This is a genomic window from Chryseobacterium sp. TQ-BC-N36 (assembly GCF_058382295.1).
The window spans coordinates 5,077,121-5,093,973 of record NZ_CM178175.1 but is presented as its reverse complement, the minus strand read 5'-3'; the positions used below and the strand labels follow the sequence as shown (position 1 = coordinate 5,093,973).

The 16,853-nt window shown below is 37.5% G+C and carries 15 protein-coding genes; 11 read left to right on the top strand and 4 right to left on the bottom strand.

The features are described from left to right. Positions 1 to 60: 60 nt before the first annotated feature. Entirely contained in the window at positions 61 to 1,230 is a 1,170-nt protein-coding gene (locus AC3FI7_RS23100) for a THUMP domain-containing class I SAM-dependent RNA methyltransferase (RefSeq protein WP_142725872.1), read from the bottom strand. 137 nt (positions 1,231 to 1,367) lie between these two features. On the opposite strand from AC3FI7_RS23100, the gene AC3FI7_RS23095 reads away from it, so the two are divergent. Both AC3FI7_RS23095 and AC3FI7_RS23090 read left to right on the top strand, forming a co-directional pair. Then, a complete protein-coding gene (locus AC3FI7_RS23095; RefSeq protein ID WP_142725873.1) occupies positions 1,368 to 2,093 on the top strand; it encodes a class I SAM-dependent DNA methyltransferase in 726 nt (241 codons plus the stop codon). Continuing rightward, positions 2,093 to 2,824 (top strand): ZIP family metal transporter, encoded by a 732-nt coding sequence (locus AC3FI7_RS23090; protein ID WP_291902394.1) that lies wholly within the window; start codon positions 2,093 to 2,095, stop codon positions 2,822 to 2,824. Before AC3FI7_RS23095 ends, AC3FI7_RS23090 begins: the two co-directional genes overlap by 1 nt. Positions 2,825 to 2,888: 64 nt before the next feature. Here the strand turns inward: AC3FI7_RS23090 and AC3FI7_RS23085 are convergent, their stop codons facing one another. Then, a complete protein-coding gene (locus AC3FI7_RS23085; protein WP_228451315.1) occupies positions 2,889 to 4,274 on the bottom strand; it encodes an OmpP1/FadL family transporter in 1,386 nt (461 codons plus the stop codon). Between the two features lie 53 nt (positions 4,275 to 4,327). Further along, positions 4,328 to 5,449, bottom strand: a complete 1,122-nt coding sequence (locus tag AC3FI7_RS23080; protein WP_491461006.1) for a prolyl-tRNA synthetase — start codon at positions 5,447 to 5,449, stop codon at positions 4,328 to 4,330. A gap of 144 nt (positions 5,450 to 5,593) precedes the next feature. Between AC3FI7_RS23080 and proS the strand changes: the two genes are divergently transcribed. The 6 genes from proS to AC3FI7_RS23050 all read left to right on the top strand — a co-directional run bounded on the left by proS (position 5,594) and on the right by AC3FI7_RS23050 (position 12,753). Then, positions 5,594 to 7,069, top strand: a complete 1,476-nt coding sequence (gene proS, locus AC3FI7_RS23075; protein WP_110009327.1) for a proline--tRNA ligase — start codon at positions 5,594 to 5,596, stop codon at positions 7,067 to 7,069. A gap of 118 nt (positions 7,070 to 7,187) precedes the next feature. Further along, positions 7,188 to 8,525, top strand: coding sequence for a DUF937 domain-containing protein (locus AC3FI7_RS23070; RefSeq protein ID WP_491461005.1), 1,338 nt, complete (start codon positions 7,188 to 7,190; stop codon positions 8,523 to 8,525). A gap of 113 nt (positions 8,526 to 8,638) precedes the next feature. Then, positions 8,639 to 9,973: an Nramp family divalent metal transporter gene (locus AC3FI7_RS23065; RefSeq protein ID WP_142725878.1), complete on the top strand. Its 1,335-nt coding sequence runs from the start codon at positions 8,639 to 8,641 to the stop codon at positions 9,971 to 9,973. A 219-nt stretch (positions 9,974 to 10,192) separates the two neighbouring features. After that, positions 10,193 to 10,732 (top strand): nucleotide exchange factor GrpE, encoded by a 540-nt coding sequence (locus AC3FI7_RS23060; RefSeq protein WP_373995772.1) that lies wholly within the window; start codon positions 10,193 to 10,195, stop codon positions 10,730 to 10,732. A gap of 101 nt (positions 10,733 to 10,833) precedes the next feature. Beyond that, entirely contained in the window at positions 10,834 to 11,949 is a 1,116-nt protein-coding gene (dnaJ, locus tag AC3FI7_RS23055) for a molecular chaperone DnaJ (RefSeq protein WP_142725880.1), read from the top strand. A gap of 123 nt (positions 11,950 to 12,072) precedes the next feature. Continuing rightward, positions 12,073 to 12,753, top strand: a complete 681-nt coding sequence (locus AC3FI7_RS23050) for a hypothetical protein (protein ID WP_142725881.1) — start codon at positions 12,073 to 12,075, stop codon at positions 12,751 to 12,753. A 116-nt stretch (positions 12,754 to 12,869) separates the two neighbouring features. Here AC3FI7_RS23050 and AC3FI7_RS23045 read toward each other — a convergent pair whose 3' ends face one another. Next, entirely contained in the window at positions 12,870 to 13,754 is an 885-nt protein-coding gene (locus AC3FI7_RS23045; RefSeq protein ID WP_142725882.1) for a DUF808 domain-containing protein, read from the bottom strand. A 155-nt stretch (positions 13,755 to 13,909) separates the two neighbouring features. Between AC3FI7_RS23045 and AC3FI7_RS23040 the strand changes: the two genes are divergently transcribed. The 3 genes from AC3FI7_RS23040 to AC3FI7_RS23030 all read left to right on the top strand — a co-directional run bounded on the left by AC3FI7_RS23040 (position 13,910) and on the right by AC3FI7_RS23030 (position 16,818). Next, a complete protein-coding gene (locus AC3FI7_RS23040) occupies positions 13,910 to 14,392 on the top strand; it encodes a tetratricopeptide repeat protein (RefSeq protein ID WP_172617128.1) in 483 nt (160 codons plus the stop codon). 118 nt (positions 14,393 to 14,510) lie between these two features. Next, positions 14,511 to 15,899, top strand: coding sequence for a serine hydrolase (locus AC3FI7_RS23035; RefSeq protein WP_491461004.1), 1,389 nt, complete (start codon positions 14,511 to 14,513; stop codon positions 15,897 to 15,899). 49 nt (positions 15,900 to 15,948) lie between these two features. Next, positions 15,949 to 16,818: an alpha/beta hydrolase gene (locus tag AC3FI7_RS23030; protein WP_142725885.1), complete on the top strand. Its 870-nt coding sequence runs from the start codon at positions 15,949 to 15,951 to the stop codon at positions 16,816 to 16,818. The last annotated feature ends 35 nt before the right edge of the window (positions 16,819 to 16,853 follow it).

Here is a 16,853-nt window from a genome sequence, read left to right as displayed (position 1 = left end):
ATACATCCAAAATTATATCAAATACATCTAAAAAATTCCAGGACATTTTAATCTCAGAGTTTATGACTTATTATCTTCTAATTTATGTATTTTTTTCGTCCCTTCGTACATTTCGTATTGTAAAAATCTTGTTTCCAGCTTTCCGTTGAAAAGTTTGATCTTTCTTGAAGGACGTAAACCGATTTTCTTCACCGCTTCAAGATCTGAAGAGATAAGCCATGCCAATGTATTCGGATAATTTGTTTTAAAGGTGTCTCCTATTTTTTTATAAAAATCATCGTCATTGATGGAAATTCTTTCATCATATGGTGGATTGAATACCATTAGTAATGGGAAAAGCTCTTTTTTGGAATCAAAGAAATTCTGCTTTTTAATTTCAATAACATCTTCCATTTCCGCAGCTTCCACATTCATTCTTGCGGCATTCAGCATTCTGGCATCAATATCATACCCAACAATTTTCCCGTCAAACTGTCTGATTCTGTTAATTCTGAATTCTTTAATTTTAGCAAACAAGTCTGCATCATAGTTATTCCAGTTCTGGAACCCGAATCTCTTTCTGAAAATCTGAGCTGGAAGGTCCATCGCAATCATTGCTGCTTCAATCAACAATGTTCCTGAACCGCACATCGGATCAAGGAAATTACCTTTTCCGTCCCAGCCTGCCAGCTGAAGCATTCCGCTTGCCAAAACCTCATTGATAGGCGCTTCTCCCTGCTCTCTTCTGTACCCTCTTTTAAACAGGGGATCACCTGAAGAGTCCATAGAAATCATCACCAGTTCCCGGTCAATATGAAGATGGAATTTGATATCCGGATTTCTCGTTTCTACATTAGGACGCCTTTTGAATTTTTCCTGAAAATAATCCACGATCGCATCCTTCATTTTTAAGGTCACAAACTGAGAATGTTTGAAGGTTTCAGAATTTACCGTTGCATCGATAGAGAACGACTGATCAACATCCATGAAATTTTCCCAGTCGAATTTAAATAATCTGTCATAAAACTGATGCTGGTTGAAGGCTTTAAACTCATGGATGGGCACCAGAATCTTCAATGCCGTTCTCGCAGAGTAATTGATTTTATAAAGAAAACCAAGATCTCCTTCGCAATTTACTGCTCTGTTTTTGATTTCAACATTTCTTCCCCCTAATTTTTTGATTTCTTCTGCCAGAATCTGTTCCAGTCCGAAGAAAGTTTTTATCTGTATTTTTATATTTTCTGTATCCATACGTATGAATTAAAAGATTTAAAGCTTTAAAAATTAAAAGATTAGCCATCCAACTTCTTGTCCAATTGAATTTTTCAATCTTTTAATGTTGTAAAATACTTTGCTTTTAACCGCACAAATTTAGTTATTTTTGCATTATGGAATGGTTTGAATCTTGGTTTGATACCCCTTATTATCATTTGCTTTATAGCAACAGAGACTATACTGAAGCTGAAAACTTCATCACAAAGCTTACTGCGGACCTTCAGCTTCCGCCTCAGTCGAAAATCATAGATCTTGCCTGTGGTAAGGGAAGACACTCTGTTTTCCTTAATAAATTAGGGTATGACGTTCTGGGTCTTGACCTTTCAAGACAAAGTATTGAATCTGACAAACAGTATGAAAATCAAACTTTGATTTTTGAAGTTCATGATATGAGAAACCCGATTGATGCAGATCCGATGGATGCAGTATTCAACTTATTTACAAGTTTCGGGTATTTTGATAATGAAAGCGATGATAAAAAAGTGTTTCAATCCGTTTACAATGTATTGAAACCCGGAGGATATTTTGTACTGGATTATCTGAATGAAGAGTTTGTAAGAAGTACCTTAGTCCCTGAAACTACCATTACCCGTGGTGATATCGAATTCAGGATCCTGAAAAAGATCGAAGGCAGACATATCATCAAAGATATCCGTTTTGAAGCAGATGGCAAGCCTTTTCATTTCTTTGAAAAAGTAAAACTTCACACCTTGGAAGCCATCCATGCCTATGCATCTGAATGCGGCTTTGAAAGAATAAAAATCTGGGGGGATTATCAGCTGAATGAATTTAAAAAAGAAAATTCCCCGCGTTGCATCAATTTATTTAAGAAAAAATAATGACAACAGTACTTTTACTGATTTTAAGTGTAATTACAGGAGTATTTCTGGGAAAGCACTTTGGTAAAAAAGAAAAACTGGCCAAAAATCTTCTGATATTAAGTGCCGGTTTTTTAATTACGATCTGTCTCAATGAAGTCTTTCCGCAGGTTTATACCTCTTCCGGAAGCAGTAGCCTTGGGATATTTGTGATCGCAGGAGTTCTGCTCCAGATGATTCTGGAAGCTCTTACCAAGGGTTTTGAACATGGACACTTCCATCATCACAGTGAGCATAATATCCTCCCTGTTGCTTTAATGGTGGGATTATTTATTCATGCCTTTATTGAAGGAATTCCTCTTGCCAATGAAAAACATGAACTTTCTCCTTATCTTTGGGGGATTGTATTTCACAATCTTCCGATTTCATTTATTTTAGGAGCATTTTTATTTAACAGGAAAGGAGAATCAAAAGCTTCTTCATCTTACCCTTCCATTCTTATTGTAGCCTTATTTGCTCTGGCGTCTCCCATGGGAATGTTATTAGGAAATTATTTCAATCCGGATCTTCAGCCTTATTTCCTGGCTGTCGTAGGTGGGATTTTCCTGCATATTTCATCTGTTATTATTTTTGAAAGCAATAAAAATCATAATATAGACTGGGTAAAGATCGGGCTGGTTGTCTTAGGAGTTTCACTTGCATTGATGATGCATGTTTTTCACCAGCATCCTGCTGACGTTCATTCTCATTAAATAAAAATAAAAAAGTTCCGGAATCCGGAACTTTTTTTTATCATATATTCTTAGTTATCAAAGCTTAGAACTTCCATCCTACAGTAAGGAAGAAATTATTTCTGTTACTTTTTACATCACTTACTGCATACGAATCACTTTCAAAGATTTTACTCGAAGAATAGTAAGATGAATCAAAATTATCACCCATATAGCCTCTCATAAAAGGATTGGTATATTTTGATGAAATATTCTGATAAGATGCATCTACATAGAACGATTTGAAGTCATATCCGATACCCAATGAAAGTGTATTTCTGTCACTCAGCATCAGGTTGCTGTAAGACTGATCTCCTACGGCTCCCGCATCATTAAATCTGCTGATGGTAAGCGCATCAAAAGGACTGGACTGATAAGAATATCCTCCTCTCAATCTGAACTGCTGTACTCTGTACTCAGCTCCTACTCTTACTTCAGAAAGATTCTTGTAGTTCTCCTTAAAGAAATCATTCAATTCCCTTTCTGCACCTCCATATACTTTATAATCAGGTTTTGTAAGTCCCAGTGTATAATCTACGTTCAATGAGAAATTTTTACTTGCTACAAAAGCCGCACTCACAGTTGCTTTAAGCGGTGAAGTAAATTTTCTGTTTTCAGCTCCTATATCATCCCCGTAAGTAGCATCGTTATAGAAATAATAATTTCTGTCTATTGACCAGAATGTAGGAGTTTCAAGAGACGCTCCCACTCTGAAATTCGGACTTAGCTTTCCAATTACCCCTAATGAAGCAGAAAAACCTGAAGATCGTTCTGAATAAGGAGTATCCTGCTTACTGAATGCCTCTGTAGAATTATTGGTAAGGTTACGGTAAAATAAAGTATCATATTGATCAATAGAAGCATTAAAGAAATTGAAGCCTGCTCCTAAATATAAATTATGATTATAATTCGCCCCAACCCCAAAGCTCATTTTAGACAGGTTACCATATCTTTCATACATATGCCCTGCCAAAGAAGCATCTTTAGTGATATCATCTTTATCAAAAGCATACACGATATTATTATTACCCGGTGACTGAATAACATTATCCAGCTGCTGATTGGAAAAATTGATACCAATATTAATAAACTTCCATGCCGTTTCTGTCATGAGAGGAAATGCAATAATCCCTCCTGCATTACCAAGATCACCTTTTGTTTTACTATAATCTATTGTAGATCCTGCCCAGGAACTGCTGTTTTTATTTCCTAAAATAGATAAAGTTCCTGAAACCTCTCCTGAAATAGCTACCCCTAAACCTGCCGGGTTGGTAAGCAATGAGTTTGCATCCCCACCAAGCGCACCATTAGCTCCAGCCATTGCATTAAACTTAGCCGATCCCACCATAGGAGTATTTGAGTAAACATCCACGGTATTTCTTATCACAGAAACATCCTGAGCCTGCGCATAAAATGCAGCAGAAATACTCATTATTACTAAAGATTTTTTTAACATTATTTTTAAATAGTTTATTAGTTTGAAAATTATCTGAAGCCACCTCTGCCTCCGCCGCCGGATCTCATTCCGCCTCCGCCGCTGGAACCACCTCTGAAGCCGCCTCCGCCGCCATTGAAGCCTCCGCTGGATCTGAAGCCTCCTGAATCATTAGATCTGAAACCTCCATTGCTGTTATTATATCTTGGCTGTGATTGCTGATAATTATAGTTAGGTCTTGTTTGTGGTGCCGAATTACGGAATCCTCCATTGGATTGTGAATTTCTGAAGCCACCTGAGTTGCTGTTTCTGAAACCGCCTGAATTCCCATCTCTGAAACCTCGATTACTATTCCTGAAACCACCATTTGAGTTTGCATCTCTGAAGCCTCCGTTATTGGTATTCCTGAAACCGCCATTTCCGTTACTGTTTCTGAAACCTGAATTATTGGTATTCGTTCTGTATACTGCGTTGGCGACACCAGTATTCTGGAATCCACCGCCACTCACACCGCTTCTTCTGTAGACAGGTCTGTTGTAGTAACCTCCACCCCAGTAGCCACCTCCGTAGCCCCAGTATGGACTTCCATAATAACCTCCCCAGAATGGATCATAATAGCCTCCCCAATAAGGAGAATAGCCCCAATATGGACTTCCCCATCCGAAAGAGCCTCCCCAGCCCCATCCGAATGATCCGCCCCAACCCCAGGATAGGTTTGCACCCCAGCCCCAGCCACGGTTCCAGCCCCAATATGGGCTATAACCGCCATACCAGCCCCAAGGAGATCCCCATCCCCATGAGTTGTCATAATAGTTGGTCTGGGATCCGGCATAGATTCCCCAATCAGAATCCGTTGCATTGGAATTCCAGTTGGTATTTGTATTACTCCAGTCATTATATCTGTTCTGCTGCTCTCTGGAATTCGCTTCTGCATTTTGAATAACATTGGAATCCTGATAGTAGTCATAATATTCTCCTACTCTGTTTCCGCTATCATTGATGATAACTCCTTCAGGTAGCGTATCCTTATTGGGGTCGTAATACACCCCGTCTGTCTCGCTATACCCTCCCATCTGAGCACCACAAGACACAAGCAATAATCCACCTGACACAGCCAGAATCCCTTTGGATCTTAGCAGATCAAGCAAATTTTTATGTATATTTCTTTTCATGATAACGTAAAAATTTTTAATTTAAATTATATTTGCAATCTGTACCAAAAATGTACCAAAACACCGGTAGAAAAATCTATCAAAAATAGATTTTTATTTTTAGATAACAATAATGTACAAAAGTTAAAAAAATTTAAAAAAATAATGGCAAAATTAACCTCAAGAAGCGAAGATTACAGCAAATGGTATAATGAGTTGGTTGTAAAAGCTGATTTAGCTGAAAATTCAGGTGTGCGCGGATGTATGGTGATCAAACCGTACGGCTATGCAATCTGGGAAAAAATGCGTGATGAAATGGATAAAAAATTCAAAGAAACAGGTCACGTTAACGCATACTTCCCGCTTTTTGTGCCCAAGAGCTTGTTTGAGGCAGAGGAAAAAAATGCAGAAGGTTTTGCAAAAGAATGCGCTGTTGTTACCCACTACAGGTTAAAAACCGATCCGGACAACCCATCCAAACTGATTGTAGATCCGGATGCAAAACTGGAAGAGGAACTTATCGTTCGTCCTACTTCAGAAGCAATTATCTGGAATACATATAAAAACTGGATCCAGTCTTACAGAGACTTACCGATATTGATCAACCAATGGGCTAATGTGGTTCGCTGGGAAATGAGAACACGTCTTTTCTTAAGAACAGCAGAGTTCTTATGGCAGGAAGGGCACACTGCTCACGCTACAAAAGATGAAGCAGTTGAAGAAGCAGAAAAAATGAATAAAGTATATGCTGATTTTGCAGAAAACTTTATGGCGATCCCAGTTATTCAAGGATTAAAAACTCCTTCTGAGAGATTTGCAGGAGCTGATGAAACGTATTGCATAGAAGCTTTAATGCAGGATGGAAAGGCTTTACAGGCCGGAACTTCACACTTCTTGGGTCAGAATTTCGCAAAAGCATTTGACGTAAAATTCACCAATAAAGAAGGCAAAATTGAGCATGCATGGGCTACTTCATGGGGAACATCAACCCGACTGATGGGAGCTTTGATTATGACGCATTCTGATGATTTCGGATTGGTACTGCCTCCTACTCTTGCCCCAATCCAGGTAGTGATTGTACCTATCTTCAAAGGGGAAGAGCAGCTGGAGCAGATCAGTGAAGTCGCTTTGGATATTCAGGCTAAACTGAGAGCAAAAGGAATTTCTGTGAAATTTGATAACGACACTCAAAACAAACCAGGATGGAAATTTGCAGAATATGAATTGAAAGGGGTACCTGTAAGAATTGCCATGGGACCAAGAGATCTGGAGAATAAATCTGTGGAAATCGCAAGAAGGGATAACCTGACTAAAGAAGTTCGTTCTATTGAAGGATTGGATTCATATATTGAAGATCTATTGAAAACCATTCAGCAGGATATTTACAATAAAGCATTTGAATTCAGAAAAAATAATATCACAAAAGTGGATACTTATGAAGAATTCAAAAAAGTTCTTGAAGAGAAAGGTGGTTTCATCTATGCTCATTGGGATGGTACTGCTGAGGAAGAGGAACAGATTAAAGATGAAACAAAGGCAACCATCAGATGTATTCCTTTGGATGATGATGTAGAAGAAGGAATTTCATTGATCTCCGGAAAACCGTCTAAGAGACGTGTGTTATTCGCAAAAGCTTATTAATAATTTTAATGATTTAAAAAAAAAGCATTAATTTTCAAAGAAATATTCAAAAAAAAGTGACATTTGGACGGATTTTTGTTTAAATTTATCTCAACATTAATCAAAAAAATTTATTATTATGTCTTTAAATGTCATTGATTTAATTAAAGGACAATTAGGTCCCGCTCTGGTTTCACAAGCTGCATCGCAGTTTGGAGAAAGTGAATCCGGTATTTCTAAAGCAATTGGCGGATTGTTACCTGCGGTAGTAGGTGGATTGGCCAATAATGCAGATAAGCCTGGCGTTGTGGATGCAATTACACAAGCATCTTCAAGCGGAATTTTAGGAAACTTATTGGGCGGTTCGTCTAATAATTCTATTATTTCAAACCTGCTGTCTTCAATTTTTGGAGATAAGGTAGGTGCATTGGTAAATTCCATTGCCAGTTTTTCAGGAGTGAGTAACACCACTGCAGGTTCTTTATTAAACCTGGTGACTGGAGCTACAGTAGGCACTGTTGGAAAATACGCAGCAGACAATAATTTGGGTGCTTCAGGTATTTCCAGCTTACTGAATGATCAGAAAGGCATTATTTCTTCTCTATTGCCCGCAGGTCTTTCTTTAGCTTCCTTTGGATTAGGAGCTGAAAACTGGTTTGGCCAGGCAAAAGAAACAGTTTCTTCAGTAACATCCACTGCTAAAGATAATATTGCAGAAGGGGTTGCTACAGCAAGAGAAAATGTTGCAGAAGGAGCAAGAGAAGTGAGAGAAAGATTTGAAAATAACAACAATAATAATCAAGGCGGAGGTTCAATCTGGAAATGGTTGCTTCCGCTTTTATTATTGATAGCAGCTGCTTATTTCTTATGGAAACAGTGTGAGAAAAAGCAGACAACTACAACAACTACTGCTACATCTGATTCAGCCGCAACTGGTTCAACTACTGATACCGCTGCTGCAACAGGAACGGGAACAGCAACCCCTGCCCCGACAACTGCAAAAACAGATGAAAACATTGATCTTAACGGAGTAATGTTAAAGGGGTACAAAGGCGGAATGGAAGATCAGATGATTACTTTCCTGAAATCCGGAGGGTATAAAAATGCTGCTGATGACGCTGCGTTGAAAAATAAATGGTACGATTTCGATCACGTTAATTTCAAAATGGGAAGCTCTACTGAACTTGAAGCAGGTTCACAAGGCCAGCTGGATAACCTGGTAGCTATCCTTAAAGCTTTCCCTGAAGCGAAAATCAAAATCGGAGGTTATACAGATAAAACCGGAAACGAAGCTTCAAACGTAAAATTATCAAAAGCCAGAGCTGAATTTATCAAGGCTGCTCTAGGCAAAGCAGGAGTTGGGGCTCAGGTAATTGCTGCTGACGGATACGGAAGCCAATTTGCTAAAGTAGACGCTAAAGCTTCTGATGCGGAAAGAGCTGCTGACAGAAAAATGTCTGTAAGATTTGCCAAATAATCTTTAGACTCAATAAAAATTAGATCCCGGGAATGATTTCCCGGGATTTTTTCATGCAGTGATTTTTCTATTTACATTTATTTAATTAAATTTGTTAGTCATTTCTAACATTTATGAATTTCAATATAAAAAGCGCCTGGCGAAAAGATAAAACCAATCATTCCTTATCAGAGGTTTATTCATCGATCAAAGTACCCAAAAATGCAACTTTCTGGAGAAAATATCTTGCCTTTGCAGGACCAGGACTGATGATTGCAGTAGGCTATATGGATCCGGGAAACTGGGCAACGGATATTGCAGGAGGAGCCCAGTTTGGATATACACTCCTTTCGGTTATTCTTATTTCCAATATTTTTGCGATGGTTTTACAGCACTTATCTGTGAAACTCGGAGTTGTTGCGGAAAGAGATCTTGCACAGGCCTGCAGGGACCACTTCAGTCCAACCACCAATTTTATACTTTGGCTATTCTGTGAAATTGCCATTGCTGCCTGCGATCTCGCGGAAGTCATCGGCTCAGCGATTGCTTTAAACCTGTTGTTTCATATCCCTCTCACCTGGGGTATTGTCATCACAACAGTGGATGTATTAATTATCCTTTTGCTTCAGGCTAAAGGTTTCCGATGGATTGAGAGTATTGTAGGGGGGCTTATATTCATCATTCTGGCTTGTTTTGTGTATGAAATTGTAATTTCCAAACCAGCATTCAATGAAATTCTGGGAGGGTTGGTCCCACAAAAAGAAATTATTCAGAATCCTGCTATGCTTTATATTGCGATCGGGATTTTAGGAGCTACCGTAATGCCCCACAACCTGTATCTGCACAGCAGTATTGTGCAAACCAGAGATTATACCCGTGATACCAAAGGAAAAAAAGAAGCCATTAAGTTTGCCACCATAGACAGTACGGTTTCACTGATGCTGGCTTTCTTCATCAATGCCGCAATACTTATTCTGGCAGCAGCTACATTCCATACTACCGGGAATGAACATGTGGCTGATATTCATGACGCCTACAAAATGCTCACCCCTATCTTGGGAGCTTCCATGGCAAGTATTGCGTTTGCAATTGCATTACTGGCTTCCGGACAAAACTCTACACTGACAGGGACACTTGCGGGACAGATCGTCATGGAAGGATTTCTGAATATCAGATTAAAACCTTGGCTGAGAAGATTAATCACAAGGCTTATTGCTGTCATTCCGGCGCTTATTGTTGCTATTCTTTACGGAGAGCAGGGAACCACTGAATTATTGGTTTTAAGTCAGGTAATTCTTTCCATGCAGTTGAGTTTTGCTGTTGTTCCGCTGGTGATGTTTACCAATGACAAAGCCAAAATGGGTGAGTTTGTCAATAAACCTTTCCTGAAAATCTGTGTATGGATTATTTCCATGATCATTATTGTATTAAATCTGTATCTTTTGTATCAGACATTTACAGGAAAATAAAAAGTGATGCTCAGTTTTCATAGCTAAAGTGAATGGTCAATGGTCAGTTTTTACTTTGTAAAATCAATTTTTATACACACTCTTATAAATTCACAGGCGAAGCCAATTGACATATTCCCTATTCATCGCTCCGCTCACCTGCTCACCATTTTTCTGCCTTAATGTCCTGATTTTAGATTTGGCAGGCTCTTTGTCAAACAATCTGTAAATAAATATTGAATTATGGAAAACCAGGATATTAACGAAGAAAGCATCAATAATCAGGAAGAAAACAATGTTCAGAATGACGCAACTTCTCAGGACAATGTGACAGCTGCACCTTCTCCGGAAGAACTTTTGGCAGAAGAAAAAGACCGTTACATCAGATTGTATGCTGAATTCGAAAATTATAAAAAAAGAACGACTAAGGAGAAGATGGAATTCTTCCAGTATGCCAATCAGGAAATGATGGTTTCAATGTTAGGCGTTTTAGATGATTTTGAAAGAGCACTGAAAGAAATTGCTAAAAACGGAAATCCGGCTGATCTGCAGGGTGTTGAACTGATCTATCAGAAATTCAAGAATAAACTTACCGAAAAAGGCTTAAAAACAATGGAAGTAAAGGCTGGTGATAGCTTTGATGTTGATTTCCATGAAGCGATTACCCAGATTCCTGCTCCATCGGAAGATTTGAAAGGAAAAATCGTAGACGTTATTGAAACAGGATATACTTTAAATGATAAAGTAATCCGTTTTGCAAAAGTAGTAACAGGAAATTAAAATTCATAAATGATAAATGATGAGTGATAATTGATGAATATTTCACTTATTAGCTTTAATGTATCTTTTATCATTTATCAATAATCAATTATAAAATTGTCATGTCAAAAAGAGATTATTACGAGGTTCTTGAGATCAGCAAATCTGCATCAGGCGACGAAATAAAAAAAGCATACCGTAAAATGGCCATCAAATATCACCCGGATAAAAATCCAGGAGATAAAGAGGCTGAAGAAAAATTTAAAGAAGCTGCTGAAGCTTATGAAGTTCTTAGCGATGATCAGAAGCGCGCCAGATATGACCAGTTCGGCCATGCCGGAATGGGCGGAAATGGAGGTTTCGGAGGCGGAGGCTTCGGAGGCGGAATGAATATGGAAGATATTTTCAGCCAGTTTGGAGATATTTTCGGAGGCGGTTTCGGAGGATTTGGAGGTGGTGGCGGCCGCCAGCAGGTGAAGGGTTCCAATTTAAGAATCAGAATCAAGCTGAATCTTGAAGAAATGGTCAACGGAACTCAGAAAACCATTAAAGTGAAAAAAATGAAGATGGCGGAAGGCGCTACTTCAAAAACATGTCCAACCTGTAACGGTTCCGGTGTTCAGCTGAAAGTAATGAATACGATGTTTGGCCAGATGCAGACGCAGACTACCTGCAGTACCTGCCAGGGAATCGGTAAAGTCGCCGATAAAATTCCTGCGGGTGCCAACGCACAGGGGCTTGTTAAAGATGAGGAGGAAATTACAATCAACATTCCTGCAGGGGCAAGAGACGGTATTCAGCTTAATGTAAGAGGAAAAGGAAATGATGCGCCGTTCGGAGGAACTCCGGGGGATTTATTGGTAATCATTGAAGAGGAAGTAGACCAAACTATCAAGAGAGAAGGAGACAATCTTCACCAGGAGCTTTACGTTTCATTTGCTGAAGCTGCTTTGGGAACCAAAAAGGAAATCCCTACAGTAGGCGGAAAAGTAAAAATTACTGTTGATCCGGGAACACAGTCCGGAAAGATCTTAAGATTGGCAGGAAAGGGACTTCCAAGTATTGACAGCTACGGAAAAGGAGATATGTTTATTCACATCAATGTATGGACACCACAGAAACTTACCAAAGAACAGAAAGACTTCTTTGAAAAGCAGATGTCCAGCGGAGAAATGGTTGCAGAGCCATCCGGAAAGGAAAAAACTTTTTTTGATAAAGTAAAAGATTTATTCAACTAAAAATATAAAAAAGGATTCTTAAGGGAATCCTTTTTCTGTAATTGCCTGGTTTCATCTTTCTATGACTTCTTATTTTTTTATATTTGGTTTTAAATTACACTGATCAAATTTACCGTAAGAAAAATGGATACCAGAATAGTATTTTTAAATGCCTGCAACGAAATTGCTGCTCAGCTTGAGGGCTTCAAAACACTTGAAAAAGGCCAAAGGCTTAAGAAAATTTCGATGGATAAAGATATCTCTTTTGAGATTTATTTTCAGTCAAGTTTCAGGAATGATTCTTCATCTATTCAGATACTTCCCCATATCAATATATATTCTAAAATATTAAAAAAATGGCAAATTGAACAGAGAAAAAATGAATATTCGCAAGGATTGATCTATGGGAATCAGATTGGTTATTTAACTCCCTATAATAAATGGAAAGAATGGAATTTAGCCGGTTTATCTTATAAAAACTCAATTATTGAAATTACAGAAAGCATAAAACAATACATATTCTCTATTTTTGAAATTTTCAGTTCTAAAGAAAATGCCATCGATTTTTTAAAGAACAATGGGACAAAATTTAATCTATGGACAGAAGATTCCATTTCTCCTTTAGAATTTCTGCTCTGTTTTTCTGAAAAAGAGACTGCTGGAATCTTTTTAAACAATTTTGTACATAATTGCCCCTACAAAGGAAATATTCTCAAGTTGTATGAGAAATTAAAATCTGAGAATGATATTGATCTCAATTATTCTGAGTTTCATGGAGCTGATATCATTAAATTAGCCTATATAAAAGGGTTGAAAATAAAATAACTTTATTATAACTACAGCAGATATTTTATTTTTTTGTTAAGAAAACAAATACCAGACTTACCCTTAACAGAGTAAATTCATTCATGGACTAACATAAGCTTAATTTTTTAGAGGAACTATTTACGGGTAGCCAGGGAATATGCCTTCTTTCCTAACGTAAATACTGCAAAGGCTCCCAATCCGCCAGCAATTCCAAGCGTAAGCTCCTTCAAAACATCCGGCCAAGTTGGAAATATGCCATGGAAAAATTCAATCCTGTGCAGAAAAATTCCACCAGCAACCATTATTAAAGCAATTGTTCCGACTACTCCTAATATTTTAATAACAATAGGTAAAGCCTTCACTAATAGATGGCCAAGCTTTCCGAAAAAACCTTTATCATGACTTTTTTTTATTAATTTAAACCCTGCATCATCCATTCTTACGATCAAAGCTACAATTCCATACACTCCAACAGTAGCCATAAATGCCACCAGGCTCGTTACTAAAATCTGCGTAATGAAAGGATGGCTTTCTTCCAGTACAGTTCCTAAAGCAATAATAACGATCTCAATTGATAAAATAAAATCTGTTGTAATTGCCGATTTCACTTTCTCTTTTTCTATTTCTTCAGAACTTTTTTTGTCTTCTGCAATTTCTTCTATAACTTCATGTCCCTTTTTGTCACGGTGAAAAAGAAATTCTATTATTTTTTCAACCCCTTCAAAAGCAAGATAGAATCCTCCAAGGATCAATACATAATTAATAGCCGGAGCATACAGCCAATTGAGTAAAAAAACGATAGGTAGAATGATCAGTTTGTTGATAAAAGAACCTTTTGTAATTGCCCATAAAACCGGAATTTCCCTTGAAGAAAGAAAGCCAGTGGCTTTTTCTGCATTTACAGCCAGATCATCTCCTAAAATCCCTGCTGTCTTTTGTGTAGCAACCTTACTGGTAACCGCTACATCATCCATCAATGCTGCAATATCGTCTAAAATTGCAAAAAAGCCTGATGCCATATTTTAATATTTTTTTAATCTTTGTTAAGTTCAGCAAAATTAAATATTTAATTCCGTTTTTAGATTCATAAACTGACAATAATTTTGAAAATGATAAGATTGATTAAGTAGTGCTTAGCTTTCAATATTTTATATCTTTGTTTAAAATCTATCCGATGGATGAAAACTGGGAAACCCAATTACAAAGTATATGGCTAAAACTGGGAACAATAACCCGTGAAGCATTTATTCATCAAATTAAAAATCATGTAGAATTACTTACAGATCCGGATCACCAGGCTATTGCTGATTTTGAAAGAGCCTGTGCTTTTGACTCCACCGGACATGAAAAGGAAGCGGAACCTCTGTACAGATCTGCATTGGATAAGGGACTAACCGGTTTACGAAGAAGGAGAGCAAGGATTCAGCTGGCAAGTACCTTAAGAAATAATGGAAAAACAGAAGAAAGCATCCGTATTTTAAGAGAAGAAAAAGCCAATTATTCTGACGAGCTGGATGATGCGGTAGATTCTTTTTTAGCACTTTCTCTTTCTTCAGCAGGAGAACACAAAGAAGCACTATCCATTGCCCTGAAAGCCATATCAAAACATTTACCGAGATACAATAATTCTTTGCATCGCTATGCTGAAAACCTATAATTTCCTCAAACAACCGCCGGGGTTTCTTCCCATTAAGGGTTCAGCTTCTTACAGACACAGAATTGTATTAACATAACAGAAAATCTGCTTACTTTTAACCGTTTTTAAATATCATATTATGCGACATCAATTTCATATTTTAACTTTAGGATATCTGTTCTTCTTCAGTATATTCTGTCCTGCTTTAAAAGCACAGACACAACCAGATATCGCCAATATTAATCAGGATAAGAAAAAAGAAGAAATAGATGGCATTATAAAGGCATATGCTGCAATTAATAAGTTTAATGGAACTGCCTTCATCCATTATCAGCATAAAAATATTTTTGAAAAATCATATGGCTGGCAGGATGCAGAAAAAAAGATTCCCAATCAGAACACAAGTGTTTATCAGATTGCTTCTTTAACCAAATCTTTCACCGCTTTAATTATTGTAAAGCTCAGTGAAGAGGGAAAGCTGTCTTTTAAAGATCCTATATCAAAATTTATTGCTGATTATCCCAGAGGAAAAGAAATTACCGTTGAGCATCTCCTTACCCACACCTCCGGAATTTATGAAGTATTACGCAATAAAGAATATTTCAGCCTTCTTCATACCGGAAAGATCATTGATAAAGATAAAGAACTTTCTTTTTTTAAGAATGAACCCCTGGATTTCGAACCCGGTACTCAGTTTTCCTATACCAACTCAGGATATATTTTATTGGGTCTTATCATTGAAAAACTGACTGGACTTTCTTATGAAAATGCAGTAAGGAAAATCATCTTAAATCCTTTAAAGATGACTCATACCGGCTTTAACTATATGGCTCTGAAAAGTCCGTATAAAACAGTTCCTTATTCTTATATTTCAAAAACAAAACAGGAAAAAACCGAAGTCTGGAATTCTACATTGACCGGCCCTGCAGGACAGATCTACAGTACCGCTGAAGACCTGTATAATTATTATAAAGGATTGAGAGATTATAAAATAGTTTCCAAAGAATCATTTATGAAAGCGACAACCCCATATCTAAGCGGTTATGGATACGGTTGGTTCATTGATGATCTTTACGGAAAAAAGCTGATCAACCATGGTGGAAATATAGAAGGTTCCACAAGTTATTTTGCCATGCTCCCTAATGATGATCTGTGTATTATCCTTCTCAACAATATCACGAGTAAAAAACTGGAGAAAGCAGGGAATACTATTTTAGCTGCTATTTTAGGACAGCCTTACACGCTTCCGGAGCCAAAGAAAGAAATAATATTAAATCCTGATCTACTACAAAGATATGCAGGTAATTATGGCCTTCCTGATAACAGTATTATTCATATTCTTTACGAAAACGGTCAGCTTTTTATTCAGAACAATAATGATCCTAAAGTAAAAATGCTGCCTGAAAAGGAGGATGCATTTTTCCTGCAGGATGATGACAGTGAGATTTCCTTTACTGTCAAAAAGGGAGAAAAGGACATTATAACCATCAAAAAAGGGCTTTCATCAAAAACAGCAGAAAGACTTTAATCGATCATTGATCATGAAATAATCAATGAATTTTCAGTAAATTTAATTAATGAAAAAACTTATTCTGAGGTATCATTTTTTCGCTATGGGATGCATTGGTTTTATGCTGCAGTCCTGCAATACAAAATTCAGAGTCTGGGTAGGTCCGGGTGGTCAGCAGAAGATTTATAACTTGCAATACGGCGAGCACAAAAGACAGAAAATGGATGTCTTTCTTCCCAAAGATTATGCTGAAGATTCCCCTGTAGTGCTTATTGTTCATGGCGGAGCCTGGACATTAGGTAAAAAAGAACATATGATCCAAATTCAGAAAATGCTTTTTGAAAACAGGATCCCAAGCATCAATATGAACTATAGATTGGTTTCTACAAAGAAAAAAATCACTTATAAACAACAGCTTGAAGATATTGGTCTGGTGATTGAAAAATTTAACTCACTGGCAGACAAAGCGGAACTTCAGCCCAACAATTATATCCTTCTGGGGGAAAGTGCCGGCGGACATCTGGCTCTTCTTTATGGATACCAACATCCTGAACAGATTAAAAAAATCATTTCACTAAGTGGGCCAACCGATTTTTTCAGTTCAGAATATCTTAAATCTTTTTATTCAAAATACACCTCTCCTACTATTCAGAAAGTAGTAGGCACCAAATTTGACCGCAAAAATATTTCTGAAGCCTTTAAGGAAGCCAGTCCTATTGCGAATATCACCAATGTCCCTACGCTGTTATTTCAGGGAAACAACGATGTGCTGGTCAATCAGCATCAGGGAATAGCCATGGATTCAGCGCTTACCCACATGAATGTTCCACACAAGTTCGTTTTCATGAAAGGAGCCGGACATGCCCCAAGGTTCTTCAGCAAAAGAAAAAGAGACAGTATTATTTATCCTAATATCCTGGAATGGATTAAAAAATAGTTATCAATTTAATCCAATAAATAAACTGCTTTTTA

Bases quoted from the DNA above. Each gene is read 5' to 3' on its own strand.
- AC3FI7_RS23030 (WP_142725885.1), top strand. From the start codon at position 15,949: ATGAAAAAACTTATTCTGAGGTATCATTTTTTCGCTATGGGATGCATT.
- AC3FI7_RS23080 (WP_491461006.1), bottom strand. From the start codon at position 5,449: ATGAAAAGAAATATACATAAAAATTTGCTTGATCTGCTAAGATCCAAA.
- dnaJ (WP_142725880.1), top strand. From the start codon at position 10,834: ATGTCAAAAAGAGATTATTACGAGGTTCTTGAGATCAGCAAATCTGCA.
- AC3FI7_RS23045 (WP_142725882.1), bottom strand. From the start codon at position 13,754: ATGGCATCAGGCTTTTTTGCAATTTTAGACGATATTGCAGCATTGATG.
- AC3FI7_RS23095 (WP_142725873.1), top strand. From the start codon at position 1,368: ATGGAATGGTTTGAATCTTGGTTTGATACCCCTTATTATCATTTGCTT.
- AC3FI7_RS23100 (WP_142725872.1), bottom strand. From the start codon at position 1,230: ATGGATACAGAAAATATAAAAATACAGATAAAAACTTTCTTCGGACTG.
- AC3FI7_RS23085 (WP_228451315.1), bottom strand. From the start codon at position 4,274: ATGAGTATTTCTGCTGCATTTTATGCGCAGGCTCAGGATGTTTCTGTG.
- proS (WP_110009327.1), top strand. From the start codon at position 5,594: ATGGCAAAATTAACCTCAAGAAGCGAAGATTACAGCAAATGGTATAAT.
- AC3FI7_RS23090 (WP_291902394.1), top strand. From the start codon at position 2,093: ATGACAACAGTACTTTTACTGATTTTAAGTGTAATTACAGGAGTATTT.
- AC3FI7_RS23035 (WP_491461004.1), top strand. From the start codon at position 14,511: ATGCGACATCAATTTCATATTTTAACTTTAGGATATCTGTTCTTCTTC.
- AC3FI7_RS23065 (WP_142725878.1), top strand. From the start codon at position 8,639: ATGAATTTCAATATAAAAAGCGCCTGGCGAAAAGATAAAACCAATCAT.
- AC3FI7_RS23050 (WP_142725881.1), top strand. From the start codon at position 12,073: ATGGATACCAGAATAGTATTTTTAAATGCCTGCAACGAAATTGCTGCT.
- AC3FI7_RS23040 (WP_172617128.1), top strand. From the start codon at position 13,910: ATGGATGAAAACTGGGAAACCCAATTACAAAGTATATGGCTAAAACTG.
- AC3FI7_RS23070 (WP_491461005.1), top strand. From the start codon at position 7,188: ATGTCTTTAAATGTCATTGATTTAATTAAAGGACAATTAGGTCCCGCT.